Genomic DNA, 25,257 nt, shown 5'->3' on the forward strand with positions numbered 1-25,257 from the left:
GCCTCGGTTCAGGTGCATATGACGTCGACGAAGGTCCGACAACCGAAGCCTGAATGGTCGGCGCAAAGGTCCCTTATAAAATAAGACCTAAGAATAGAGCACAGTATTCTTTATGCCGAATGGTCGAATTCGCACCCGGATTTGAGTTCTGTCATTAACTCTTCATCGAATTGCCCGTTGACGCACGCTGCGGTAGAGTTAATAATATCCTAATATAGTAGCGTGAACAATCTCGAGATCGGCAACAACGAGATACTGCGCTACTGGGGTAGGGGAACGCAGCGCGGCATCTGTGCCGCTACAGCCATCACATCGAGCCACCAGCAGTCGTGAGCAGCCATCTTGTATGTGGCGCTTGCTGCCGGCCGGTGGTCGCTGCTTGCTGAATGCCACGTCGATCCTCCTCCCGCACGGAATTGGGCGCCGATCTCGGTGCTATTGGCATGGGGTAAATCAGCCGCCTTAGGCGGCCAACAAGTGGCGCGCCTAGGCGCTAAGGGAGTTGAACATGGCCACAGTGGTTGATCTGACCAACGGGACAACGTCGCAGACTTTGACCGACGGCACCGTATTTTCGGCTGAACAGCAAAGCGGTGCTGGCACGGGCAACTACAATAGCTTTCTCGTGCTTGGCGCGAACGGCACCGAGAGCGGCTTCAACACCGATGGTTCTCCGCTGCCGCTGGATGATAAGCAGCAGGAGCACACCAATGCGCTTCTCCTGAGCGATATGCAGGTAGTGTCCGTGAACGGCCACGATTACTACGTCTTCAAGCTCGACGCCAATGAGCCGAACAGCGACAAGGGATCGCTGCTGTCGCTCAACTCATTACAGATATATTCGGCGACGGATCCAAATATCACCACCCTTGCGACGCTTCAGGCGCAGCAACTACTCTATAATGTTGATGGAAATGCCACCGACGGTGACGTGACGGTTCAGTTGGACGCTGGAAAGGACGCGCCCGCAGGCAGCGGGGTGGGCGATCTGTTTGTCTACATTCCGACCAGTTTCTTCGCCGGGGCAACCGGTAACTACGTCTATCTCTATTCGGCTTTCGGGAACCCAAGTGACTCGGATGGCGGGTTTGAGGAATGGGGCGTCATCGCAAAAGCCAGCGTGGATCACGCTCCCGCGGTCGCGGTCGAGAAGACGGTCGATCCGACCTCAATAGATGAAGGCGAGTCGACGACGGTCACCTACACCTACAAGGTGACCAATACGAGCGCTGATGGCGCCGGTGATCCTCTGACGCTGACCTCGCTGGTAGACGACAATGCGACGCCGGGAGACACCAGCGACGATATCAACCTGTTGAGCGGTTTCGTCGCCAACAGCTCGCATGGCACCCACTACGTGTCGGGCGATACAGACAACGATTACCTTGTCGACAGCAACGAGACCTGGATATTCAGCGCTGACGTCAACATTGACGCTCATGCCACCGGCAGCACCATCACCAACACGGTGGTGGTACATGCTCACGACGACGACAGCACCAATGACGTGTCCGCCAACGACACTGCGACCGTGACGGTCAACGACGTCGCGCCATCGATCGCCATTGAGAAGACCGCCGACCCGATTTCGATCAACGAGGGCTCGGCCGCTGACGTCACCTACACCTACGAGGTGACCAACACGAGCGCGGCCGGCGCCTTCGATCCGCTGATGCTGACTTCGTTGATCGACGACAATGCGACACCCGGCGACACCAGCGATGACATCGACCTGCTGACCGGCTTTGTCGCTGGCTCCGACCATGGCACGCACTATGTGACAGGCGACACCGATGGCGACTATCTCGTCGACAGCGACGAGAAGTGGGTGTTCAGCGCCACCGTCGGCGTCGGTGCTCAAAATGCCGGCACCATTACCAACACTGTGGTGGTGCACGCCCATGACGACGACAGCACCAGCGACGTGCATGCCACTGACGACGCGACCGTGACGGTGAAGGACGTCGCGCCGTCGATTGCCATTGAGAAGACCGCCAACCCGACTTCGATCAACGAGGGCTCGGCCGCTGATGTCACCTACACCTATGAGGTGACCAACACGAGCGCGGCCGGCGCCTTCGATCCGCTGACGCTGACTTCGCTGATCGACGACGATGCGACACCCGGCGACGCCAGCGATGACATCGACCTGCTGACCGGCTTTGTCGCCGGCTCCGACCATGGCACGCACTATGTGTCGGGCGACACCGATGGCGACTACCTTGTCGACAGCGACGAGAAGTGGGTGTTCAGCGCCACCGTCGGCGTCGATGCTCACAATGCGGGCAGCATTACCAACACGGTGGTCGTGCACGCCCATGACGACGACAGCACCAGCGACGTGTATGCTACCGACGACGCGACCGTGACGGTGAAGGATGTCGCGCCGTCAGTGGCCATTGAGAAGACCGTCGATGCCGATCATGACGGTATTTTCCACTCGTCCGAAACGGTCCAGTCGGGTGCACAGAACGTCACCTATCACTATGAGATAACCAACACGAGCGCAGCCGGTGCGTTCGACCCGCTCACGCTGACCTCACTCGTCGACGACAACGGCACACCGGGAAATACCGGTGACGACATCAACCTGCTCAGCGGCTTCGTGGCCAACAGTTCGCATGGCACTCACTATGTGTCCGGCGATCTCGACAACGACTATCAGGTCGACAGCAACGAGACTTGGGTCTTCACGGCCAACAGCTCGTTCAACTTGCTTCCCAATGCCGACTCGCGAACCAACACGGTCGTGGTGCATGCCCATGACGACGATACCACCAATGACGTTTCCGCCAATGATACCGCGACGGTCCAATCATTCGCAGGTCCCGGCGTGCGCACGCCGGGCTTCTGGACCAATCTCGGCAAATCATTCTGGGATGGCGTCGCAGGCGCCGACAAATCCGGCCCGAACTTCGCCTCCGGTGAATTGCGCTATGTTGTCGATGCCGATCACAACGGAACGCTGGATCCGGGCAAGCCAGGCCTCTTGATCGGCGACTACAACAAGAACGGCTTGACCGACGCCGGTGAGGATACGTTCTTCATTTCCTACGCCGATGCGCTCAAGGTGATCGATGCGTCCGTCAAGGATCAGCAGGATACACGCTTCGTCCTTGCCCGCGACGCGGTCGCGACTTGGCTCAACTACCTCGCCGGGAATCCGATCGGCGATGCCTCCGATCCCAACAGCCCGCACAAATATCTCGACCAGGCGATCGACTGGCTGCAGGTGACGAATGGCGGGAATTCTTCTTCTCACTTCGAGGACTGGGGCGGTGGGAGTGCAGTGAAGGCAAGCAGCACAGCCTGGAACGTGGGACTGGATGCCGAATCCGTCACTGCCGGGTCCGAGCTTGCCGGAAACCTCATCCACCAGGAGCTCGATTTCTACAACAATACCGGCATGACCTTCGAAGGGGCGATACTGCATGTCTACGCCAATGACGGCGGCTGAGGCAGCGGTCGGCCTGTCGAGCCATGACGTGCGACAGGCAGGTTGGATGACCGGAGTGTTTTGTTCAGTGTCGCTTCGACAATGGTAGCCAAGGCAGCATCTGGTTCAGCGCAGGCAAAGGTAAGGCTCGTCGGCCTCGTCCTAGTTGCTTGCGCTGTGCTGCTCCTTCTCGGCGGCAACGGCTGGCTTTCGCCAGGACGGCCCGGGTCGATGGGGGAGACGCTTTTTGGTGCGGCAATGGTGGGCTTCGGCGGCTTGGCTTTGTTTCGCGCGCGCCGGCCCACGCCGGACAGCAGCATCGGCGATATCGCCAGGCAAACCAATGCGCCTATAGGCGGCAAGCGGCCGGCAAAACCGACAGGCCGGCGAGCGCAATCCGCGCGCTCCGAACTCGCCGAGGCGCTTCGCTCCTGCCGGTCGGCTTTCCTCGCGGTCGGGTTGTTCAGCGGCGTGCTCAACGTGTTGATGCTTGCGGGCTCGCTCTACATGCTCGAGGTCTATGATCGCGTGTTGCCGAGCCGCAGCCTGCCGACACTCATCGGCATCACCGTGTTGTTGGTCATCCTCTATTGCGGCCAGGGCATTCTCGATTTCGTGCGCGGTCGCGTGCTTGTGCGCATTGGCGGAGCCTTGGATGAGGCGCTGGGCCGCCGTGTCTATGCGTCGATGCTGCAGTTGCCGCTGAAAAACGGGCGCGCGGGCGATAGCCTGCAGCCGATGCGCGACCTCGACAGCGTGCGTGCTTTCCTGTCCGGCATGGGGCCGACGGCGCTCTTCGATTTGCCCTGGCTGCCGCTCTACCTTGTCATCATCTTCATGTTCCATTGGTTGCTAGGCGTGACAGCGCTGCTTGGGGCGATCGTGCTGGTGGCTCTGACCGTGCTTGCCGAGCGATTGACGCGAAAGCCTGTGTCGTCCGGGACTTTGACCGGTATTCGGCGCAACGGTCTGATCTCGGCTGGGAGCCGCAACGCCGAGGTCGTTGCCGCCATGGGCATGGCAGGCGGTCTTACCGCGCGGTGGGAAGATGCCAACCTCGATTACATCGCCGAGCAGCGCAAGGTGAGCGACGTGGCCGGCGGCTTCGGCGCGATATCGAAGGTCCTGCGCATGCTGCTGCAGTCGTCGATGCTCGGCCTCGGCGCCTGGCTGGTCATCGAGGGGCAGGCAACGGCGGGTATTATCATCACCGCCTCGATCCTCAGCGGCCGCGCGCTGGCTCCGGTCGATCTTGCGATCGCCAACTGGAAGGGCTTCGTCACCGCGCGCCAGGGCTGGCAGCGGCTGAACAGGGTGCTGGCGGCGCTGCCGGCTGAAACCGAGCCGATGTTGCTGCCGCCGCCGAGCGCGAATGTCGGCATGCAGAACGTCTCAGTCGGCGCCCCGGGCACGCAGAGACTGCTGGTCCACGACGCAAGCTTCGCTCTGGAGGCGGGCCACGGCGTCGGCATCATCGGACCGAGCGGGTCGGGAAAGTCCACGCTGGTGCGCGCGCTTGTCGGCGCCTGGCAACCGGTCGCCGGCCGCATTAAGCTGGATGGCGCCGACCTCGATCAATGGTCGCAGGCGGAGCGCGGCCGCCATATCGGATACCTGCCGCAAGATGTCGAGCTCTTCGCCGGCACCGTGGCCGAGAACATCGCGCGCTTCGAGCCGGACGCGGACGCCGGCGCCATCATCGCCGCGGCGAAGGCAGCGGGCGCGCACGAGCTCATCGTCGGTTTTCGCGAAGGCTACGAAACAGAGATTGGCGAGCACGGCGAGGCGGTCTCGGCCGGTCAGCGCCAGCGCATCGCGCTGGCGCGCGCGCTCTATCGCGATCCTTTCCTCGTGGTCTTGGACGAGCCGAATTCCAACCTCGATATGGACGGCGAGCAGGCCCTGATCAAGGCCATGTTGGGCGTCCGCGAACGGGGCGGGGTTGTCGTGCTCGTCGCGCACCGGCCGAACGTGCTGGCGGCCGTCGATTTCGTGCTGGCGATGAATCAGGGACGCGTCCATGCCTTCGGCCCGAAAGACGAGGTGTTCGCCAAGATGTTCCCGACGCTGCGGCCGGTGCCGACCGGCGCCCCGCAACTGAGAGTGGCTTCCGACGGTCCCCATCTGGCCGTTGCCGACGGAACCGAGGCAGGGCGCTGACATGGCTATATCAGGCGCCTCGCATTTATCCATCCGCTTCTACACGCGGCTTGGCGTCGGCGTGGTGCTCCTGCTTGCGGGCGGCGTCGGTGGCTGGGCATCGGTCACCGAGATCGCCGGCGCGGTCATCGCCCCCGGCGCCCTCGTCGTCGATTCCCACGTCAAGGACGTGCAGCATTCCACCGGCGGCATCGTTGCGGAGATCGATGCCCGGGACGGCGACCACGTGAAAGCGGGAGATCTTCTGGTCCGTCTCGACCGCACTGTGCCGGCAGCCAACCTTGGCGTGGTGAGCAAGGCGCTCGACCAGCTCGCCGCGCGCAAGGCGCGCCTCGATTCGGAGCGCCGCGGCAGCGACGCCATCATCTTTCCGAACGAGCTTTTGGACCGCATTGCCGATCCTGACGTCGCCGAGGCGGTGGCAGGCGAAAAGCAGCATTTCGAGACGCGGCGCACGTCCCGCGCGGGCCAGAAGAGCCAGCTTGGGGAACGCATCGCCCAGCTCGAGAAGGAGATCGCTGGCGACACGGCGCAGGCTGAGGCCAAGAGCAAGGAGATAGAGCTGGTGCAGAAGGAGCTTGCCTCGGTGCGTACGCTCTGGGCCAAGAAGCTCATCTCCATCGACCGGCTGACCCAGACCGAGCGAGAGGCCACGCGCCTCGACGGCGAGCGCGGCCAGCTGATTGCGGCCCAGGCTCAGGCGCAGGGGCGGATCGCCGAGATCAAGCTGCAGATCATCCAGATCGATCTCGACCTCAGCACCGAAGTGAACAAGGACCTGCGCGATGTCGACGGCCAGATGGGCGAGCTTCTGGAGCGCAAGGTCGCCGCCGAGGACCAGTTGAAGCGGGTCGACATCCGCGCGCCGCAGGACGGCGTCGTGCAGCAGTCGATCGCCTATACGATCGGCGGCGTGGTGAAGCCGGGCGAGACGATCATGCAGATCGTGCCCGACAATGACAGCCTTGCGGTGGAAGCCAAGATCGCGCCGAGCGACATCGACCAGCTGTGGGTCGGCCAGCCCGCTTCGCTGCGCTTTTCGGCCTTCAACCAGCGCACCACGCCGCAGATCAACGGCGTCGTCGAGCGGACCTCGCCCGACATCACCACCGACCAGCGCACGGGCGTCAGCTATTACACGGTGCGCATTACCACGACGGCCGCGGAGGTCGCGCGGCTCGGCGAGGTCAAGCTGGTTCCCGGCATGCCGGTAGAATCCTTCATCAGGACCGAGGATCGCTCGGTGATGTCTTATCTGGTCAAGCCGCTGCAGGATCAGATCAGCCGGGCATTTAGACAGTAGGCCACTAGAGCATGATGCCGAAAAGTGTGGAGCGGTTTTCGGACGACATCATGCTCTATCTCTTTGTTTTGACGCAATTCCGGACGGAAAACCGCTCCTCTAGAGCATGATCCCGAAAAGTGGGAACCGGATTTCGGAGAAGATCATGCTCCAACAAAGAGTTAGATCAGGATGGGGATTCAACGAAACGTCATCCTGATCTAGTCTAAGCTTTCGCGACCGCCCTGTATTCCATCGCCACCACGCCATTGCTGAACGGCACGGCCGAGACAAGCTCGAGTGCTGTCGGTTTGTTCGAAGGAAAAAGCCGTTCGCCCTGGCCTGCGGCTGCCGGATAAACGAGCAGTCTGAGGGTATCGACAAGGCCAACGCCGAGCAGTTGCCGGGCGAGATTCACGCTGCCATGCACATAGATGTTGCCGCCGCTTCGTTGCTTCAGCCGGGTGATCGCATCGGTAAGGGGGCCTTCGAGCAATTCGGCCGGATGCCAATCGACCGCTTTCAAGGTCGTCGAGGCGACATATTTTGGCAATGCGTTGAAGCGGTCGGCGAAGTCGCCTTTTTCGGCAGGCCAGTGGCCGGCAAAGATTTCGTAGGTCACGCGTCCGAGAAGCATGGCACCGCTGTCGGCAAGCTCATCCTCCTTGAAGGCCTGCATCTCGTCGTTCCAGGCGACGTTCGGCAGCCTCTCGTGCTCGGCGACGCCGTCGATGCTGATGAATTCGGTGACGATGAGCTTTCTCATGGCATCCTCTATTGGTTAGGTCTCGCACCATAGGACGGCCACGCCGGCGCGTTCCCGACAAAATAAAAAAGCCCGCCGGAATGACCGGCGGGCTTTCGCTTTGGCTGGAGGCCTTGGCTTAGTTGAACTTGTACTTGGCGTCGATCCGCACGGTGTGGAAAGACGGCGTCGCCATCGCGAGACCGCTCGGGATCGGCAATGCATCCGAGAAGTCTTCCTTCTCTAACTGCGAGTAACGGTATTCGATGCCGACGGTCATCTTGTCCGACAGGGCAGTTTCCAGGCCCGCGCCGACCGAGAAGCCATTGGAGCCCCAATCGACGTCGAGCGGTGCCGGAGCATCGAGCTTGAAGTGCTGCCAGCTATAGCCAGCGAGCGCGTAGGCCAGCGTCGCCTCGTTGACCTTCATGCCGATGCGGCCGAGCACGTCGAAACCATAATCGGTATTGAGGCTGATCGAGTCGACACCCAGGAACCCGCCCAGCTCAAGCTTCGACTTGATGCCGGAGAGACGCGCGTCGACGAGGCCGCCGACCACCCAGCTGCCCATGTCCTGATCGTAGCCGATGCTGGCTTCGCCGAACACGCCTTCGCCGCCGAGGCCATTGAACTTGGCGCCGGCGAGCGGCGGAATCTCGATCTGGTGCACGACCGCGCCGGCGCCGAGCCCACCGCCGACATAAAAGCCGGTCCAGTTGTAGGAAGGCGTCTCGAAGCTGGCGCCGCCGCCGTCATTGGCGTTGAAGCGATAGCTGGCGGCGACCTCGAATGTATGGCGCGAGGTGTCGAGGTTGAGCGTGCCGTCCGGCACCGGCAGGCCTGCATCCGAGAGCAGGCTGTCGTTGGTGCTGAAGCGGGTGTAGCGATACTCGCCCTTCAGCGTCCAGTTGCTGTTGATCGCCGTTTCGACACCGGCGCCGACAAAGTAGCCGCCCTGATCCCAATCGAATCCAATACCGGCATTGCTGTCGAGCTTGTACTTCTGCCAGGCGTAACCGCCCAGAACGTAGCCCAGCGTGCTCGGCGTCAGCAGATAACCAGCGCGCACGCCGACGTCGAAACCGTAGGTCTCCTTGATGTCGGCATTGAAGCCGCCGGCATCGAGCGAAGTCTTGATCGTGCCGACATGGGCGTCGATCAGGCCGCCGAGCAGGAAGCGCTGCGAGACCATGTAATCATAGCCGGCAGTCACCTGGCCATAGACGCCTTCGCCGCCGATGCCGTTCAGCGAAACAGGCACAAAATCGCTGCTGAGCTTGTGCACATTGGCGCCGGCGCCGAGGCCGAAGCCGACATAGACGCCGCTCCAGTTGAAGCCCGGAGCCGCCTGCTCTTGGACCACGTCGGCGGCCTGCGCGGCCGACATCAAAGCGACGGCCGAAACGGCGCCCAGCAAAACGGATTTCGCAGAAATACGAAGAAGCATAGCCCATAACCCCAAGTTAAAACCCGACGAGGTTCTAGCAGGGGTTGCGGGAATTTGTGGTAGCAAAAATACCACACCCATGGGCAAACTGCCGTTACGACAGGTGCAAGCAGGCGATGTTCCCAAAATGGCCAGCCCGAGGCGGTAATCACTCCAGCGCGGGCGATGCGCAGGGCTCTTTAGACCTCGGATAGGTTTTGCCGGTATCTATCGGCAAAAAGGAGTTGGAAAGTCATGACCGAGATCTGGCGCTCACTCCTGGGCAATCTTGCCCTCGTCTCGATCCTAGTCGTCGCCTGGGACCTCGTGGCGGATTTCACCGGGCGCCTGCCGCGGTTGATGCAGTCGCTGATTCTGGGCGCGGTCATGTGCGCGGGTTCGATCATTTCCATGGCGACGGCCCTGAACGTCTCCGGTTTTGCGGTCGACCTGCGTGCCGCCTTTATCGGCGCGGCCGCCTTCTTCGGCGGATGGCCGGCGATGTTCGTCGCAACCGCAGGCTCCATTGCCTATCGCGCCTATCTTGGCGGGCAGGGCGCGAGTGTCGGCATCATGAGCATCCTGATCACGGCCATCGTCGGGCTGGCGTGGCACCACGTCGTCGCGGTCCGCTCGCGCACTATGCTCGATATACTCGGTCTGGGCGTGACGGTCGCGCTCGCCGGGTTGATCACGCTTGTGGCCATTCCCCAGCAGGTCCTCGCCACCTTCGTTCAGCAGAGCACGCTGCCGTCCTTGGTATTCCGATTCCTCGGCACCTTCATCATCGGCGTGCTGCTCGACCGGCAGCAACGGCGTCGCGATCTCGCCATGTCCAACATGATCTACCGCGCCATGGTCCGCGAGCTGCCGGATTGCCTCAACGTGAAGGATGCCGACGGCCGCTTTGTGGTTGCAAACCCGGCCACCGCCGAAATGATGCGCGCCGCCTCGGCCGAGAACCTTATCGGCAAGACGGATTTCGATTTCTATCCGAAGGACGTGGCCGAGCGTTTCAGGCAGGATGAAATGGGCGCGCTGGAGACCGGGCTGACATCGCGCATCGACCAGCCCGCGCTTTTCCCAGATGGCAGCCAGGGCTGGCTTTACACCTTGAAGGCTCCCCTTCGCGACGAGACCGGCAAGATCGTCGGCGTCATTACCTATAATCGCGACATCACCGAGCAGAAGAAAAACGCCCAGCTCAAGAACGACTTCATCTCGACGGTCAGCCACGAGCTGCGCACACCGCTGACGTCGATCCGCGGTTCGCTCGGCCTGATCGCGGCGGGCGTCGCGGGCGAATTGCCTCCCAAGGCGGCTAATCTCGTCAACATTGCCCACAACAACAGCGAGAGGCTGGTTCTTCTCATCAACGACATCCTCGACATAGAGAAGATCGAATCGGGCATGATCAGCTTCAAGATCAAGCAGATGCCCCTGCGCCCGGTCCTGGAGCAGGCCATCGCCGCCAGTTCCAATTACATGGCCGAGAGCAGGATCCGCATCGTCCTGGTCGATGATGCGCCGCGCGCCGAGGCCAATATCGACCCCGACCGCCTGCACCAGGTGATGGCGAACCTCCTGTCGAACGCGATCAAGTTCTCCGACCACGGCGGCACCGTGATGGTGAAGTTGCAGCGCCGTGACAGCGACGTGCTGCGCATCTCCGTGATCGACGAGGGCGCCGGCATTCCCGAAGCGTTCCGCAGCCGCATATTCGGCAAGTTCGAGCAGGCCGACGCGTCAAGCACACGCAGGAAGGGAGGCACGGGCCTCGGCTTGAACATCGTCAAGACCATTGTCGAAAAGCTGGGCGGGGCCGTTTCCTTCGAAACAGAGGAAGGCAAGGGAACGTCGTTTCACGTCGACCTGGCCGAAGCGCACAGGCAGGAGGAAAAACCGGTCTTTGTCGAGCGCCGGTCGCGCAAGCGCGATGGCCGCCTGCGTGTCCTGATTTGCGAGGACGAGCCCGACGTCGCCGCGGTGATCGCCGCACTTCTCGACGCCGAAGGCTTTTCCAGCGACGTCGCCCCTGACATCGGCACCGCCAAGGCTCTGCTGGCCTCCCGCGATTACGTGGCGCTGACGCTCGACATCAAGCTGGCGGGGGAATCCGGCATCAAGCTCTTTCACGATATCAGGGCCTCGCCGGTGAATTCCGACATTTCGGTGATCGTCATCTCCGCGGTCGCCGACGAGGCCAGGCGCTCCCTGAACGGCACCGCGGTCGGCATCGTCGACTGGCTGGAGAAACCGGTGGATTCGAAACGTCTTCACGCCGCTCTCGCCAAGATCGTCGGTCGCAAGGTCGAGCCGAAGCCGCGGATTCTGCATGTCGAGGACGACGAGGGCGTGCTCGCCGTGATGTCGGAGGGCCTAGGGTCGGGCGTCTCGATCACCTCGGCGAAAACGCTCAAGGACGCCCAGGCCGCGGTCGCGAACCATGGTTTCGATCTTGTCATCCTGGACATCGCGCTCCCAGACGGATCGGGATTGGACCTGCTTGCCGATCTGCCGCTCGAAACAGCAGTCATCGTGTTTTCCGCGGCGGAGCTGGACGACAAGCTGGGCGATCGGATCCAGGCAATCATGACCAAGACCAAGTCGTCGGAGATCGATGTCGCAAGGCTGGTCAGAAACATGTTGACTTCGGCCCGCGACGGCGCGGGAGCCTCCGCGCAAGCCAAGGAGTGACGGTTATGCCGGCAAGAATCCTTTATGTGGACGACGAGGACGACATCCGCGAAATCGCCCAGATGTCGCTCGAGCTCGAGCCGGAATTCGAGGTGCGGTCCTGCGCTTCGGGCGTCCAGGCGCTGGCTGATGCGGCGGAATGGCGGCCCGACCTCATCCTGCTCGACGTGATGATGCCGGACATGGACGGGCCGGAGACGCTGAGGCGTCTGGCTGCATCGCAGCCGACGGCGTCGATACCCGTGGTGTTCATCACGGCGCGCACCCAGACGCACGAGGTCGACCGCTATCTGAACATGGGCGCGGTCGGCGTCATCGCGAAGCCCTTCGACCCGCTGGCGCTTGCCGGTGAAGTCAGGAAGCTGCTTTCGTCGGCCGGCGGCCTGGCCTGACGCGCCGACACAGGTCGGTGGCAGAAGGTTGTCGGCAAGCTCTGTTTGCCGTTTACGCCTCCTATACCATACGCCGATATTCATCTACTGATTGCATCGAAATGCGATCGTCGCGAATCGGCTTATCTATGATTTGCGCGGAATGGTCCTGCTTGGGATTGCCCTTGTGGACCTTGGCATGAACCGCATTGGCGGATGTGGGTTCATGGGCGATCACTCCGGGGGGCGACGGAACCGGAGCGGGACTGGTGAATGGAGAGAAGGCAAAAGTTCTGATCTGCGACGATGATCCCTTGTTGCTCGAGCTGATGGAATTCAGGTTGAAGGCGAAGGGATACGAGGTCATCAAGGCCGCTGACGGCGCCGAAGCGCTGGCCAAGGCGCAGCAGGACGAACCCGACATCATCGTGCTCGACGCGATGATGCCGAAGGTCGACGGCCTAGAAGTGCTGGCGCGCATCAAGGGCGACCCGGCTCTGTCTGGAACGCCAGTTGTCATGCTGACTGCCCGCAAGGGCGAAAAGGACATCGTCTCGGCCTTGGAAAAGGGCGCCGACGACTATCTGGTGAAGCCGTTCATCCCCGAGGAACTTCTGGCCAGGCTCGCGCGGCTGATCGCTCGCAAGAGCGGGAAGCGCTGATGCGGCGCGGCCGGCGCTTGAGCCTCGCCGCCTGCCTGATCCTGGCTGTCGCGACCGCTCCGTACGCAGCGCTGGCGCAGACGGCCGACGAACTCTACGCGTCTGCCGTGAAGGCGAGGCGGGCCCAGCATTTCGACGAGGCTGCCGACCTGCTCAAGCGCGCGCTGGCGCTCAAGCCCGACAATGCCGACGCGCTGGTCCAGCTTGGCTTCGCCGAGCTTGGCCGCAACGACCTTCAGGCGGCGCGCGACGCCTTCTCCAAAGCCCTTTCCATTGCTCCGACCTATCGCGATGCCTCTTTCGGCATGGCCGAGGTCGAGTTCAGGTCCGGCAATCTGGACGCGGCACTACCGCTTGCCGAGCAGGTCGCGCAGGCCGACCCCAGCAATGCCGATGCAGCAAAGCTGGTCGAAAACATCCGCAAGGCGAAACAGGGGGTGATCAGCAAACCGAAGCCGGTTCGCGCAGCCCCGGCGGCGGTGAAGAAACCACCGCATCACCGGCCCGATCCCGTCCCCGGCTTGATGGAAGAGGGCAGGCGCCTACGCCAGGCAGGCAAGCTGCCCGAGGCGGAGAAGGCCTATCGCCGCGCCCTGAAGCTGGCGCCGAAGAACACCGACATCCTGGTCGCGCTTGGCCTTGTCGTCGGCTCCAGCCAGCGCTTCGACGAAGCCGGGCAGTTCTTCGACCGGGCGCTGGCCATCAAGCCCGGTCTTCTCGATGCGCGTCTCGGCAAGGTGGGCCTGGCGATCTGGCAGGGCGACACGCCGCGCGCCCGTGCGCTGGTCGACGAGGCGCTGGCCAGCGCGCCGGACAATGCCGAGGCGCTCGACCTCGATGGCAGGATCGCCCTGCTCGAAGGCGACTATAGGCGGGCCGAACAGTCGTTCCAGCGCGTACTGGCGCTTGAACCGCGCAATGCCGAGGCGCTGGTGGGGATCGGCGATGTGCGCCGCGCCGAGGGCGACGACGAGGCCGCGCGCCAGGCGTACACCCAGGCGCTCGCCATCGAGCCGGGCTCCGCCGACATCGAGCAGAGGCTCTCCGTGCCGCCGCCGCGCGAATGGCGGCTCGATATCGGCAGCGAGGTGAGCGATCTCACCAATGGTCTCGGCGACTGGACCGACAGTTCGGCCGGTCTTGCCTATCGGCTTTCCCCGCGCACGACCATTTCCGGCCACACCCGGCTGGCGACTCGTTTCGGCCGCAGCGACGTCCAGCTCGAGGGCCGCATCGACCAGGCCTTCACGCCGGCCTTCTCCGCTTATGTGCTCGCCGCGGCGACCCCGGATGCCGATTTTCTGGCGCGCTATTCCGTCGGCGCCGGCGCGTCCTGGAAGGTGGTGGCGCCGGCAAAGGCGTTCGGTCCACTCTCGCTCAACATCGACGCCCGCTACGACGATTTCGCCGATACCGGCGTCACCAGCATCCAGCCCTGGATCCAAGGCTATGTCTTCGACGGCCGCCTGGGGCTCTCGGCCCGCTGGGTGCATGCCGAGGACGATACCGGCACGCGCGCCGACGGCTATGTGCTTCGCGCCGACCTTGCGGTGACGGAGCGTTTCAACGTCTTCGCCGGCTATGCCGACGCCCCGGAGATCGACCACGGCGCATTGATCCCGACGCGCACCGTGTTCGGCGGTCTTTCCTTCGACGTCAGCGATCCGCTGACGCTGCGCGCCAGTATCGCGCATGAAGAACGCCCGACATTCGACCGCAACATATTCGGCCTCGGCGTGACGGCGCGGTTCTGACCATGTGGTACATCTGGGACCTGTCGATACTGCTCAGCGCGATGTCCCTGGTGATCATGCTGCTGCTGATCGCGCGCCGCGTGCTGCAGGAGCGCCGGGGCAGGGCGGCGGCCGAGCAGCGGCGCCAGATTCTGACCGCGCTGATCGCGTTCACTGAAAACCGCGATCGCGAGGCGTTGAAGGCGACGGTGCTTGGCGTGCCGGCCGGCGTGGCGATCGACGCCGGCTTCGAGTTCATTTCACTGCTGCGCGGCGAGGAAAGGGACGATGTGCTTGTCGCCTTCAACGAATGCGGCCTGCCGGCCCGTGTCGCAAGGCAGCTGCGGAAAGGCAACGTCGCCGAACGCATCCACGCCGCCGAGATGCTGGCGGCGCTGGGTTCGGACGATGCGTCGGCAAACCTGCTTTCAGCACTCGCCCAGGATCGCGCGCGCGAAGTCAGGATCGCGGCCGCCATCGCGCTTTGCGATCTCGGCAGCCTGCCTCTGCTCGGCACCGCGCTGGACTTCATCGGCGTGGCGGGGCAGCGCTCGCGGCGGCTGATCGAGCTGTTCCGGCGCTTTCCGCGCTCGCGCTTCAACGAGCTTGCGGTACACGCGTCGCGGGTCGACGCCTCGCCCTTCATCCGGGCGGCCGCGATCGACGCGCTGGCGCGGGCCGGCGGTTTCGGCTTCGCCGATTTCTTCGCCGGGCTGACCGGCGATGGCGCGCCCGAGGTTGCCGCCGCCGCGCTGCGGGCGCTGGGCCTGACGGGGCACGCCGAGGCCTCGGCCATCCTCAAGCGCGGCATGGCCAACGACGACTGGGACGTGCGCGCCGCCGCCGCCGAATCCGCGGGCCGTCTCGGCCTGCCCGAGCTTGCCGCGCCGCTGTCCACGCTGTTGGACGACGAGGTCTGGACCGTGCGCTATGCCGCCGCCAACGCGCTGCGCTCCTTCGGGCAGCCGGGAGAGCGGCTGCTGCGCGAGATCGCTTCCGCCGAGGTGTCGCGCAGCCAGCGCACCGCCTCGCTCATTCTTGCCGAGGGGCCGGCCCTATGATCGCCGACTGGAGCCACGAGGTCGTTCTTGCCGCCACCATCCTGTCCTGGTTCATCATCGGGGCGGGGCTGGCGCAGACGACGATCTATCTTTTGCAGCTCGTCGTCGCCGGCTACGCACTGTCCCAGCGCCCGCCGGTGGCGCGCTCGGCGCTGCTGTGGCAGCGCTATGGCGACGTCGCGCCGCCGATCGCGCTCTTGGTGCCCGCCTATAACGAGGCGTTGAACGTGGTCGAGAGCGTCCATTCGATGCTGGCGCTCGAATATCCGAATTTCGAGGTGGTCGTCATCAATGACGGCTCGAAGGACGACACGCTGCAGCGACTGATCGAGGCTTTCAAGCTGGTGAAGTTCCACCGCCCTTATGAGGAGGCGCTGGCGCACCAGCCGATCCGCGGCCTCTATTCCTCGCCGATGACCGAGCGGCTGTTCGTCGTCGACAAGGAAAATGGCGGCAAGGCCGATGCCCAGAACGCCGGCATCAATGTCTGCCGCGCGCCGCTCTTCTGCGTCATCGATGGCGATTCCATCCTCGAGCCCGACGCACTGATGCGCGCCGCCCAGCCCTTCATCGACGACCCCGAGCGCACCATCGCCGTGGGCGGCACGATCCGCATCGCCAACGGCTCGAGGATCGAGGCGGGCAGGGTGCGCGAGATCCACCTTCCGCGCCGCCTACTGCCTTTGTTCCAGGTGGTCGAATATCTGCGCGCCTTCCTCATGGCGCGGCTGGCCTGGAGCAGCATCAACACGCTAATGCTGGTGTCCGGCGCCTTCGGCATGTTCCGCCGCGCCGAAGTGGTGGCGGTGGGCGGCTTCACCAAGGGCTCGATGGGCGAGGACCTCGACCTCGTCATCAAGCTGCACCGCTATATGCGCGACAGGAAGCGCAAATACCGCATCCAGTTCATTCCCGAGCCGGTGTGCTGGACCGAGGCGCCGGAAACGCTGAGCGTGCTCGCCCGCCAGCGCTCGCGCTGGCAGCGCGGCGCGCTCGAATGCTTCTTCCGCTACCGCTCGATGCTGTTCAACCCGCGCTATGGCCGAGTCGGCTTCCTCGGCTTCGGCCACATATTGATCGTCGACGTGCTGGGACCGGTTGCCGAGGTGCTGGGCTATGTCCTGATCCCGGCCTTCTGGCTGCTCGGCATCCTTTCGGCCGAATATCTTCTGGCCTTCACCGCCCTCATCTTCACCTATGGCGTCTGCGTCAGCGTCTGCTCGCTGATCCTCGAAGAGGCCGAGCTGCAGCGCTTCCCCCGCGCCAGGGACCTCGCCGTGCTGACGGCCGCCGCCGTGATCGAGAATTTCGGCTACCGCCAGCTCAACAATTTCTGGCGCGTGAAAGGCTGTTGGCAATTTTTGCGCGGCAATCAGGGCTGGGGCGAGATGACCAGGACCGGCCTCGGCGGCGCGAAGAAATAGGCGTGGCGGGCGGCGACAGCGCTGCAAGGAGGTGAGCCCCGGTCGGGAGCTCAGGCCAGCGTTCGCTCGATCTCAGCGATAAGCGCATCGAGCGCCGCGCGCATGCTCGCGCCATCCGCCTGCTCGATAAGCAGCGTCTCCAGCGTGGAAGCCCGCGCGCTGATCTCCGCAAAGCCGAACGTGCCGGCGGCGCCGGCGAGGGAGTGAGCGAGACGGATCAGCGGGTCGTTGCCGGGCAGGGGAGTGGCCTGATGCGCAATGGCCTTCAGCTCGGCGAGCTGATCGGCGCAGCGGGTGAGGAAGCGTTGGCGAAGAGGGGCGAAGGGGTCGGTCGGGATGGGCGGCGCTCCGGCGTGGTGGAGGCAGTATTTAAGCAGAAAGGTGTGTGGGGTGGAATGGTGGGTAGAGCTATATCATTCCTCAAGAAGGCCGCGTTGCGTTTTGTAGCGACCAAATAAGAACTAGCGACTCGCGCCTGGACAGTGTACAAACGAGAACATAAAGGGAACGTACTTGTGGAGAGGCAGGTCGGCGTCGAGCCGAACCGGGTAACTGAACGACTAGCGTAAAATCCCCCTAGCAAATGTTGCGAGATTGTGCCTTCTTTTCGTAGGCAGGGGGAATACTTGGGTACCTACGATCAGAAGCCTAAGCGCTTTTTGACGCGAATTCACGCTAAGAACGGCGGTACAAATCCACGGCTTTATTGTGCTGGGTTTGAGCTGGAGGTCTGGCGCTGTCAGCAATTTGCATTCCATTTGGCCGAGTGGCTTCCCGACTATGCTCTGCCGGAAGAGGAGTTGCGGATGGATCATGGCAACGTACTCGTGAAACTCAATCAAGCAGCCGTGCGGGTATACACCAGCGGAAAGTATGCATCTCGCGGAGAGGCTGGTGAAATCGCACTGCATGCAGTCTGCCGCGATTTCTTTGGAACGATTCCTATTTCACCCCGGGTATTCTATAAATCCACATCGAACGACGTCATAAAAGCGTTTGATATGGTTCACGTTAAATTCCCTAAGGATGGGTCTATTCAGATTTGGCTTGGTGAGTCCAAGTTATACAAGTCTGGTGCTCAAGCGATTGCTGATGCCATCGCTTCAATAAAACAGCACATAGGGGAAGGGTTCCTTTCAAATCAAAAGATAATATTAGGGCCGCAAATACCGAAAAATACCTATAGGTACGACGATATAATAAAGATTTTCAACAAACAAGAGAGCTTGGATACGTTAATTAAGAATGCAGTGTTCGCTGTCGGCATATTATGTGACAGCAAAGCTGTCTCCTTGGCGAAGAAGCATGACGAAGTCTATGTAAAGGCGGCGATGGCTGAATTGGAGGCCCTGGAGGCCAAGCTGGCGGCTGGTGGCCTGCCTGCGAATCTGAAGTTCGTGTTAATCTACATACCACTTGGAAGCAAGAAAGCCTTTGTCGAGGCTTTCGACAAGCGCCTCAAAGGTTTGCAATGAGCCTCGGTAACACGGACTGGCGTAGCCTGAACGGATTGAACGGGGGTGAGCTGAAGGGCGAGGTCTTTTCAATTCTTCAGGATGCGTCATTCCGCATCCAAACCGGGCAGTTGGATGACCCTGAACTTTTGGCCGTTGTTCCGCGGCTGGCGGAATTGATGACAAACAAGCCGGAGCTTCAAAATTTCGGAGAGGTGTTTAGTGCGCTCGCTCGCTCGCTCGGCCTTTGGAATTATGTAGATCGAAGGCGAGCCGCGGCCCGTGACGAGTTAGCGGCAGAACGAGCGACTGTACCGGCGTTAGGTATTACCCTGCATCGTGAACAACTTTCCGCTCTTCATACCCTTCTTGCCGGCAAGAATTTGATCCTTAGTGCTCCGACAAGTTTCGGCAAGAGCATACTTATCGACGTGCTGCTCCTTCATGAAAAATTTAGACGTGTGGCGATCGTGCTGCCGACCATTGCGTTGCTGGATGAGTTTCGGCGGCGGTTGTTGACTCGGTTTGGCGATCGTTTTGACGTATTGATGCATCATTCCGAAAAGGCAGAACGAGAGCGGGTTATATTTCTTGGAACCCAGGAGCGCCTCATCAATCGTGATGATCTAGGGACATTGGATCTTGCTGTCGTCGATGAATTCTACAAACTTGATCCAAAAAGAAAAGATGAAAGAGCTGTAACTCTCAATGCAGCGGTATATAGAATACTTGGAAGAGCGAAACAGTTTTTCTTTCTAGGTCCAAACATCGAAAACGTACTCACGGCGGAAGGGAGTCGGTGGGGATTCGAGTTTTTGAGAACAAGATTCTCAACAGTCGCGGTCGACACAATAGATCTTAAGTCAGTGCCGGATAAAGATGCGCGGCTTTATTATGAAATACAGAATGCCGCAAATTGGCCAGCACTAGTATTCGTATCTTCGCCGGATAAAGCAAACGGCCTTGCAAGCGGGTTGGTAGAGCGAAAGGTGAAGCTGGGCAGCGGGCAGGCGCTGTCTCGATGGATGGTTGATAACTATGGAGGCAAATGGGAGCTTAGCGAAGCTATTGCCGCCGGTGTGGGAGTTCATCACGGACGCATTCCACGGTCACTTGCATCGAGATTTGTTTTCTTATTCAACGAGAAGAAATTGCCAATTCTAATATGCACGTCGACTCTTATTGAAGGAGTGAATACTGCTGCCAAATCGGTTCTCATATATGACAAGACGATAGCTAATAGGCCGTACGATTTTTTCACATTTTCCAATATTAGAGGCCGCGCGGGCAGACTCGGCCAGCACCACGTGGGCCAAGTTTTCCTTTTCCACGAACCGCCCGATAGAGAGGATGTCGAGGTCACTGCGCCATTGTTCGGAGATCCTGATGAGGCACCCGATGAGTTCGTCGTTCACATGGAAGAGGGTGATGTTTCTTCCTCCGTATCGGATCGAGTCCAGGATATGGCCCAACGAGTTGGTCTAGACCCATCTGACATACGGAGATTTTCGGGTCTGGGAATTGAGACATTAGTCGGGCTGCGAGCAGCTACTGCCGCAGCAATGCGGGCGCGAGCCGATTTGATTTGGAGCGGTCGCCCTTCGTATAATCAGCTAAAGGCGCTTTGCTCTTTGGTTTGCAGCGTCGAGAAGCCGCAAACGTTTGGGTGCAGTTCAGCCAGCCAGCTTACATTGTATATTAGCAAGTTGCGGCAATATACGACAATGCGAGCGTTTTATCACTGGCATTCTAGCTCCTACCGTGGAGAACCCCAGAAGATCGACAACGTATTTAAATTTCTCAGGGCGGCAGAATACAGTTTGCCTGAGTACTTTGCTGTAGTGGAGCTCTTTGTCAAAGCTCGGGCGCCTGATCAGGATGCCAGCTATGCGCTGCTTTTGGCTGAGCTTCCTCGCTGGTTCCGTGCTGAGCCTCTCAAGATCCTTGAGGAGCAGGGTGTGCCAATCCAAATCTCTGAACGTTTCCTTCGGACTGGGGACAGCGTGACTACGCTCGGGCTAAGATTGCGGACGGCCGCGAACAATGAAAGCAAATTGCTTTCACCGATGGAAAGGCAATGGATCACTGACGCGTTGCCTCGTTAGCTCTGCGACGACGGCCTAGCGCAGACGGGGTCGTCTTTAGCTTGTAGGTGTCAAGGTAGTTTGTCCTTGCATCGATCAGCCTTCTCGTTCTAATCTCCTCTGAGAAAACCTTTTCCCAACTCACCCCGCGCTCGTCGACCTCATCCGTCATCACCGCGCTGGGCGGCAAGAGAAAACCTTTTCCCAGCTAAGGGAATCCGCCGCAACCATGTCCGCCGACGCCGAGCCAGCGCCAGTTTCCGCCAAGCCGCCGGTCACGCTGCGCGAGGTCGCCGCCGCGGCCGGCGTCAGCGTCGCGACGGCGTCGAAGGCGCTGAACGGGCAGGGGCGGATGACGGCGGAGACGCGCGAGCGCATCCGCGAGACGGCGCGGCTGCTCGGCTTCCGGCCGAACAGTCTGGCGCAGAGCCTGTTGCGAAAGCGCTCCTTCACCGTCGGCCTGCTCACCAACGATACCTATGGCCGCTTCTCGCTGCCGCTCATGGCCGGCGTTTCGGATGCGCTGGTCGACAAGGGCGTGTCGGTGTTCCTGTGCAATGTCGAGGATGACCAGCGGCTCGGCCAGCTGCATGTCGAGGCCATGCTCGACAAGCGCGTCGACGGCATCGTCGCCACCGGAAAACGCATCGACCGCCATCTGCCGGTCGATCTCTCCAACCTGCGCATCCCGGTAGTCTACGCCTTCACCCAGCCGGATCCCGGCGCGGTCGGCCTCGTCTCCGCCGATGCCGGCGGCGCGCGGCTGGCGGTCGAGCAGTTCTTGCGGCTCGGCCGCCGCCGCATCGCCCATGTCAGCGGCCCGGCGAGCTTCGCCGTGGTGCACGCGCGGGCCGAGGCTTATCGCGACGTCCTGAGGGAGAACGGCTTGCCCACAGCCGAGCCGCTGCTCGGCGCCTGGTCGGAGGCCTGGGGCCGCGATGCGGTGGCAAGACTGTTCGGCAAGGCGGGCAGGGAAGGATGGCCGGACGCCGTCTTCTGCGGCAACGACCAGATTGCCCGCGGCGTCATCGATGCGCTGCGTGAGCGCGGTATCCGCGTGCCCGAGGATGTCGGCGTCATCGGCTTCGACAATTGGGAGATCGTGGCCGAGGCGACGCGCCCGCCGCTGACTTCCATCGACATGAACCTGGCGAGCCTCGGCCGCGAGGCCGGGCTTGCCCTGCTTTCGCTCGTCGACGGCCACCCGGCCGCGCCGGGCATCAGGAAACTGCCGTGCCGGCTGGTGGTGCGTCAGTCATGCGGCAGTCCGCCGCAATGAAGCAACAAGGCTACGCGCCCGGTTAGACCGGGCGGCGTGGCCAAAACAGGGAGGAGAACCATGAGGAGGAGTAAAATGAAGACCATGTTTGCCAAGCTGGCTTTAGCCGCGGCCGTCATCGGCGGCGGCCTGCAGGCGGCGTCCGCCGAGACCGCCAACGTCTGGGTGCGCGCCGACGGCTCGAACTTCATGCCGCGCATCGTCGATGCCTTCAACAAGGCGCATAAGGACCAGATCAAGCTCGACATCATTCCCAATGCCGAGATCATCCCGAAATATGGCGCCGCCGCCGCCGGCGGCACCGCGCCGGACGCGCTCTCGCTCGACCTGATCTACACGCCGTCCTTCGCCGCCGCCGGCCAATTGGAAGACATCACCGACTGGGCGAAATCCTTGCCCTATTTCGCCAGCCTGTCGCCGGCGCATGTGAAGACCGGCACCTATAAGGACCGCATCTACGGCCTGCCGTTCTCGGCCGACGCCTCGGTGCTGATCTGGAACAAGAAGCTGTTCAAGCAGGCTGGGCTCGATCCTGAGAAGGGCCCGACCAACTGGGCCGAGATCGAGGCGGACGCCGAGAAGGTCAACGCGCTCGGCGGCGACATCAAGGGCTTCTACTTCTCCGGCAATTGCGGCGGCTGCAACATCTTCACCTTCACGCCGCTGATCTGGGCCTCGGGCGGCGACATCCTGTCCGAGGACGGCTCGAAGGCGACGCTCGACAGCCCGCAACTGCGCGGCGCGATCGACCTCTATCGCTCGATGGTCAAGAAGGGGCTGGTGCCCGAGGGCGCGCAGACCGACACCGGCGCCAATTTCTTCGCCGCCTTCGCCGGCGGCAAGATCGGCATCTCGCCGTCCGGCGCTTTCGCCATCGGCGCGCTCAACACGCAATACCCGGACGTCGACTACGGCATCACCTTCCTGCCGGGTAAGGATGGCGGCTGGTCGTCCTTTGCCGGCGGCGACAATTTCGTCGTCACCAAGGGCACCAAGAAGATCGCCGTGGTGAAGGAGTTCCTGGACTTCGCCTATTCGCTGGAGGGCCAGACCATCCTCGCCAAATATGGCAGCCTGCCGGTGCGAAACGACATCGCCAAGGACGCGCTGAAGGATCTCGACCCGCGCTACCAGGTGGCGGCCGAAGCGATGGCCAAGGGCAGGACGCCCTATTCGGTGGTGTTCAACGACCTGATCAACTCCGCCAACGGGCCGTGGACGCAGATGATCAACGAGGTGTTCTTCGGCGACGATGTCGATGGCGCCATCAAGAACGCGCAGGAGACGATGCAGTCGATTATCGACCAAGCGCCGAACAAGTAGACACCAGGGCCACCCGGCGGCGAGGATAGCGCAACGCTTCGCCGCCAAGGCTCTGACCGGCCGCCCGTCCCGTCTCCCTGGCCGGGCGGCCGGGGACTGTATCGCTGAATAGACTGGGACTGACGCGTTGAGAAAGCTCACTTTCACCAGCATCCAATCTGAGGCGCCGCGAGGTTCGCTCCCCCTTCTCCCCTTGTGGGAGAAGGTGTCGCCGAAGGCGACGGATGAGGGGTGTTCCAGCGGAGTGAGGCGTTGGCGTTCCCTGGAACACCCCTCATCCGTCTCGGCGCTACGCGCCGATCCACCTTCTCCCACAAGGGGAGAAGGGGGAGCCCGGCCATGACCGCCATCACCGCAACCTCCGCTCCCGCCCGCTCACGCATCGGCGTCAGCCGCCGGCAATGGGTGGGCCTGCTCTATGTCCTGCCGGCCGTCGCCCTGGTCACCGTCTTTTTCGTCATCCCGCTCGGCATGACCGCCTGGATGTCGCTGCACAATTGGCCGCTGATGGGTGAGCATGCCTTCATCGGCCTCGACAATTATTTCGCGATCCTGCGCGACACGCGCTTCTGGAATGCGCTGAAATTCACCTTCTACTACACGGTGATCGTCACCATCGCGATCTTCGCCGTCGCCTTCCCGCTGGCGATCTTCATCGAAAAACCGCGTCCGCTGACCAACCTCTACCGCACCGCCTTCTTCATGCCGGCGGTGGTCGGCTTCGCCTCGGCGAGCCTGCTCTGGTCCTGGCTGCTCAACGTCGATTCCGGCCTGTTCAGCCCGGCCGCTTACGACCTCGGCCTGACCGAAAAGAAGGTCAATCTGCTCGCCACCTTCCAGCCGGCCTTCTGGTCGATCATCGCCATGGTGGTGTGGAAGGTCGCCGGCTTCACCATGATCATCCTAATGACCGGCCTGCAATCGATCCCGCAGGACCTGCAGGAGGCGGCGGTCATCGACGGGGCAGGGCCGTTCGCGAGGTTCCGGGCGATCACCTTGCCCTTGATGCGCCGCACGCTGGCGCTGGCGCTGATCCTCTCGGTCGCGGGTTCGATCCTCGCCTTCGACCAGTTCTACATCATCCTGCGCGGCGGCCCGCGCAACCAGACGCTGACGGCGGTCTACTGGATCTTCAACCAGTCCTTCGTCTCGTTCAAGCTCGGTTACGGCGCCGCGCTCTCGATGGTGCTGCTGGTTATCCTGGTGGCGCTCAGCCTTATCCAGCTCTGGCTGTTGCGCAAGCCCGAGGGGCTCGATTAATGGCCGAGGCGATGTCGCAAAAGCGGAGAGTCGGCTTCAGCCTCGCCAGGCATTCCACCGGCATCATCGCCTCGGTGTTGTTCCTGGCGCCGATCGTCTGGACGGTGCTGTCGACCTTCAAGCCGGCGCAGGAAGCGCGCCAGCCGCCGCTGCCGCCCTGGCCGACCACCGGCTTCTCCATCGAGAACTACGAGACGCTGAACTCGTTCGGCGACGGGCTCTGGGTCTCGGCCCAAAACAGCATCTATGTCTCGGTGATGACGGTGCTGCTCTCGGTGCTGGTCAGCGTGCTCGCCGGCTACGGCTTCTCGCGCTTCCGCTTTCCGTTCCGGGATTTCTTCTTCATCCTCATCCTGTCGACCATCATGATCCCGTTCCAGTCGATCCTGACGCCGATCTTCCTGGTGCTGACGAAGCTCGGCCTGCACAACACGCTGACGGGCCTGGTCTGCGTCTATGTCACACTGCAGCTGCCGTTCTCGATCTTCATGATGCGCAACGCCTTCGATGCCGTGCCGCGCGAGATCGAGGAGGCCGCGCGCATGGATGGCGCCAACAACGTCACCATGCTGATCAAAGTCATGCTGCCGCTGGTCTGGCCGGGCGTCGTCACCATCGCGCTGTTCGCCTTCCTCGGCGCCTGGAACGAGTTCCTGGCGGCCCTGGTGCTGATGACCGACCAGTCCAAATTCACTCTGCCGGTGATGATGACCGCGCTTCAGTCCGGCCGCTTCGGCGCCATCGACTGGGGCGCCGTGCAGGCCGGCGTCACGGTGATGATGGTGCCTTGCCTGATCCTGTTCCTGGCGCTGCAGCGCTTCTACATCCGCGGCCTGATGGCCGGGGCCGTCAAGTAATTC

At 62.1% G+C, this 25,257-nt stretch carries 19 protein-coding genes; 16 read left to right on the forward strand and 3 right to left on the reverse strand.

Annotated features, from left to right (window positions below; all coding sequences use genetic code 11):
- Nucleotides 1-508 precede the first annotated feature (508 nt).
- From LB525_RS11630 to LB525_RS11640, 3 genes are all read left to right on the forward strand, one after another.
- Complete coding sequence (locus LB525_RS11630) at nucleotides 509-3,457, forward strand: hypothetical protein (RefSeq protein WP_224544720.1); 2,949 nt, start codon at nucleotides 509-511, stop codon at nucleotides 3,455-3,457.
- A gap of 210 nt (nucleotides 3,458-3,667) precedes the next feature.
- Complete coding sequence (locus tag LB525_RS11635) at nucleotides 3,668-5,596, forward strand: type I secretion system permease/ATPase (protein ID WP_224544721.1); 1,929 nt, start codon at nucleotides 3,668-3,670, stop codon at nucleotides 5,594-5,596.
- A gap of 1 nt (nucleotide 5,597) precedes the next feature.
- Entirely contained in the window at nucleotides 5,598-6,899 is a 1,302-nt protein-coding gene (locus tag LB525_RS11640; RefSeq protein ID WP_224544722.1) for an HlyD family type I secretion periplasmic adaptor subunit, read from the forward strand.
- Between the two features lie 205 nt (nucleotides 6,900-7,104).
- Here the strand turns inward: LB525_RS11640 and LB525_RS11645 are convergent, their stop codons facing one another.
- Both LB525_RS11645 and LB525_RS11650 read right to left on the reverse strand, forming a co-directional pair.
- Complete coding sequence (locus tag LB525_RS11645; protein WP_224544723.1) at nucleotides 7,105-7,644, reverse strand: dihydrofolate reductase family protein; 540 nt, start codon at nucleotides 7,642-7,644, stop codon at nucleotides 7,105-7,107.
- 118 nt (nucleotides 7,645-7,762) lie between these two features.
- Nucleotides 7,763-9,070: an outer membrane protein gene (locus LB525_RS11650; RefSeq protein WP_224544724.1), complete on the reverse strand. Its 1,308-nt coding sequence runs from the start codon at nucleotides 9,068-9,070 to the stop codon at nucleotides 7,763-7,765.
- A 234-nt stretch (nucleotides 9,071-9,304) separates the two neighbouring features.
- Between LB525_RS11650 and LB525_RS11655 the strand changes: the two genes are divergently transcribed.
- From LB525_RS11655 to LB525_RS11680, 6 genes are all read left to right on the forward strand, one after another.
- Nucleotides 9,305-11,746, forward strand: a complete 2,442-nt coding sequence (locus tag LB525_RS11655) for an ATP-binding protein (protein ID WP_224544725.1) — start codon at nucleotides 9,305-9,307, stop codon at nucleotides 11,744-11,746.
- Nucleotides 11,747-11,751: 5 nt separating this feature from the next.
- Nucleotides 11,752-12,138: a response regulator gene (locus tag LB525_RS11660; RefSeq protein ID WP_224544726.1), complete on the forward strand. Its 387-nt coding sequence runs from the start codon at nucleotides 11,752-11,754 to the stop codon at nucleotides 12,136-12,138.
- Nucleotides 12,139-12,386: 248 nt separating this feature from the next.
- Entirely contained in the window at nucleotides 12,387-12,779 is a 393-nt protein-coding gene (locus LB525_RS11665) for a response regulator transcription factor (protein WP_224544727.1), read from the forward strand.
- The gene (locus LB525_RS11670) at nucleotides 12,779-14,533 is read left to right on the forward strand and encodes a YaiO family outer membrane beta-barrel protein (protein ID WP_224544728.1); all 1,755 of its coding nucleotides are present in this window, start codon (nucleotides 12,779-12,781) and stop codon (nucleotides 14,531-14,533) included. The genes LB525_RS11665 and LB525_RS11670 overlap by 1 nt, the downstream gene beginning before the upstream one ends.
- Nucleotides 14,534-14,535: 2 nt before the next feature.
- Nucleotides 14,536-15,573: a HEAT repeat domain-containing protein gene (locus tag LB525_RS11675; RefSeq protein WP_224544729.1), complete on the forward strand. Its 1,038-nt coding sequence runs from the start codon at nucleotides 14,536-14,538 to the stop codon at nucleotides 15,571-15,573.
- Nucleotides 15,570-16,997: a glycosyltransferase family 2 protein gene (locus LB525_RS11680; RefSeq protein ID WP_224544730.1), complete on the forward strand. Its 1,428-nt coding sequence runs from the start codon at nucleotides 15,570-15,572 to the stop codon at nucleotides 16,995-16,997. The genes LB525_RS11675 and LB525_RS11680 overlap by 4 nt, the downstream gene beginning before the upstream one ends.
- A 50-nt stretch (nucleotides 16,998-17,047) precedes the next feature.
- Here LB525_RS11680 and LB525_RS11685 read toward each other — a convergent pair whose 3' ends face one another.
- Entirely contained in the window at nucleotides 17,048-17,335 is a 288-nt protein-coding gene (locus tag LB525_RS11685) for an Hpt domain-containing protein (protein ID WP_224544801.1), read from the reverse strand.
- On the opposite strand from LB525_RS11685, the gene LB525_RS11690 reads away from it, so the two are divergent.
- The 7 genes from LB525_RS11690 (at nucleotide 17,249) to LB525_RS11720 (ending at nucleotide 25,254) form a co-directional block, all read left to right on the forward strand.
- Nucleotides 17,249-17,455 (forward strand): hypothetical protein, encoded by a 207-nt coding sequence (locus LB525_RS11690; RefSeq protein WP_224544731.1) that lies wholly within the window; start codon nucleotides 17,249-17,251, stop codon nucleotides 17,453-17,455. The genes LB525_RS11685 and LB525_RS11690 overlap by 87 nt on opposite strands.
- A gap of 168 nt (nucleotides 17,456-17,623) precedes the next feature.
- A complete protein-coding gene (locus LB525_RS11695; RefSeq protein WP_224544732.1) occupies nucleotides 17,624-18,472 on the forward strand; it encodes a DUF1837 domain-containing protein in 849 nt (282 codons plus the stop codon).
- Nucleotides 18,469-20,556, forward strand: a complete 2,088-nt coding sequence (locus LB525_RS11700; RefSeq protein WP_224544733.1) for a DEAD/DEAH box helicase — start codon at nucleotides 18,469-18,471, stop codon at nucleotides 20,554-20,556. The genes LB525_RS11695 and LB525_RS11700 overlap by 4 nt, the downstream gene beginning before the upstream one ends.
- Before the next feature lie 208 nt (nucleotides 20,557-20,764).
- Entirely contained in the window at nucleotides 20,765-21,814 is a 1,050-nt protein-coding gene (locus LB525_RS11705) for a LacI family DNA-binding transcriptional regulator (RefSeq protein WP_224544734.1), read from the forward strand.
- Between the two features lie 75 nt (nucleotides 21,815-21,889).
- Nucleotides 21,890-23,137, forward strand: coding sequence for an ABC transporter substrate-binding protein (locus tag LB525_RS11710; RefSeq protein WP_224544735.1), 1,248 nt, complete (start codon nucleotides 21,890-21,892; stop codon nucleotides 23,135-23,137).
- Nucleotides 23,138-23,476: 339 nt separating this feature from the next.
- On the forward strand, nucleotides 23,477-24,397 hold the full coding sequence (locus LB525_RS11715) for a carbohydrate ABC transporter permease (RefSeq protein ID WP_224544736.1): 921 nt from the start codon (nucleotides 23,477-23,479) through the stop codon (nucleotides 24,395-24,397).
- Nucleotides 24,397-25,254, forward strand: a complete 858-nt coding sequence (locus tag LB525_RS11720) for a carbohydrate ABC transporter permease (RefSeq protein ID WP_224544737.1) — start codon at nucleotides 24,397-24,399, stop codon at nucleotides 25,252-25,254. The genes LB525_RS11715 and LB525_RS11720 overlap by 1 nt, the downstream gene beginning before the upstream one ends.
- Nucleotides 25,255-25,257 lie beyond the last annotated feature (3 nt).

The sequence above is a fragment of the Mesorhizobium sp. CA16 genome, assembly GCF_020165175.1.
GTDB lineage: Bacteria > Pseudomonadota > Alphaproteobacteria > Rhizobiales > Rhizobiaceae > Mesorhizobium.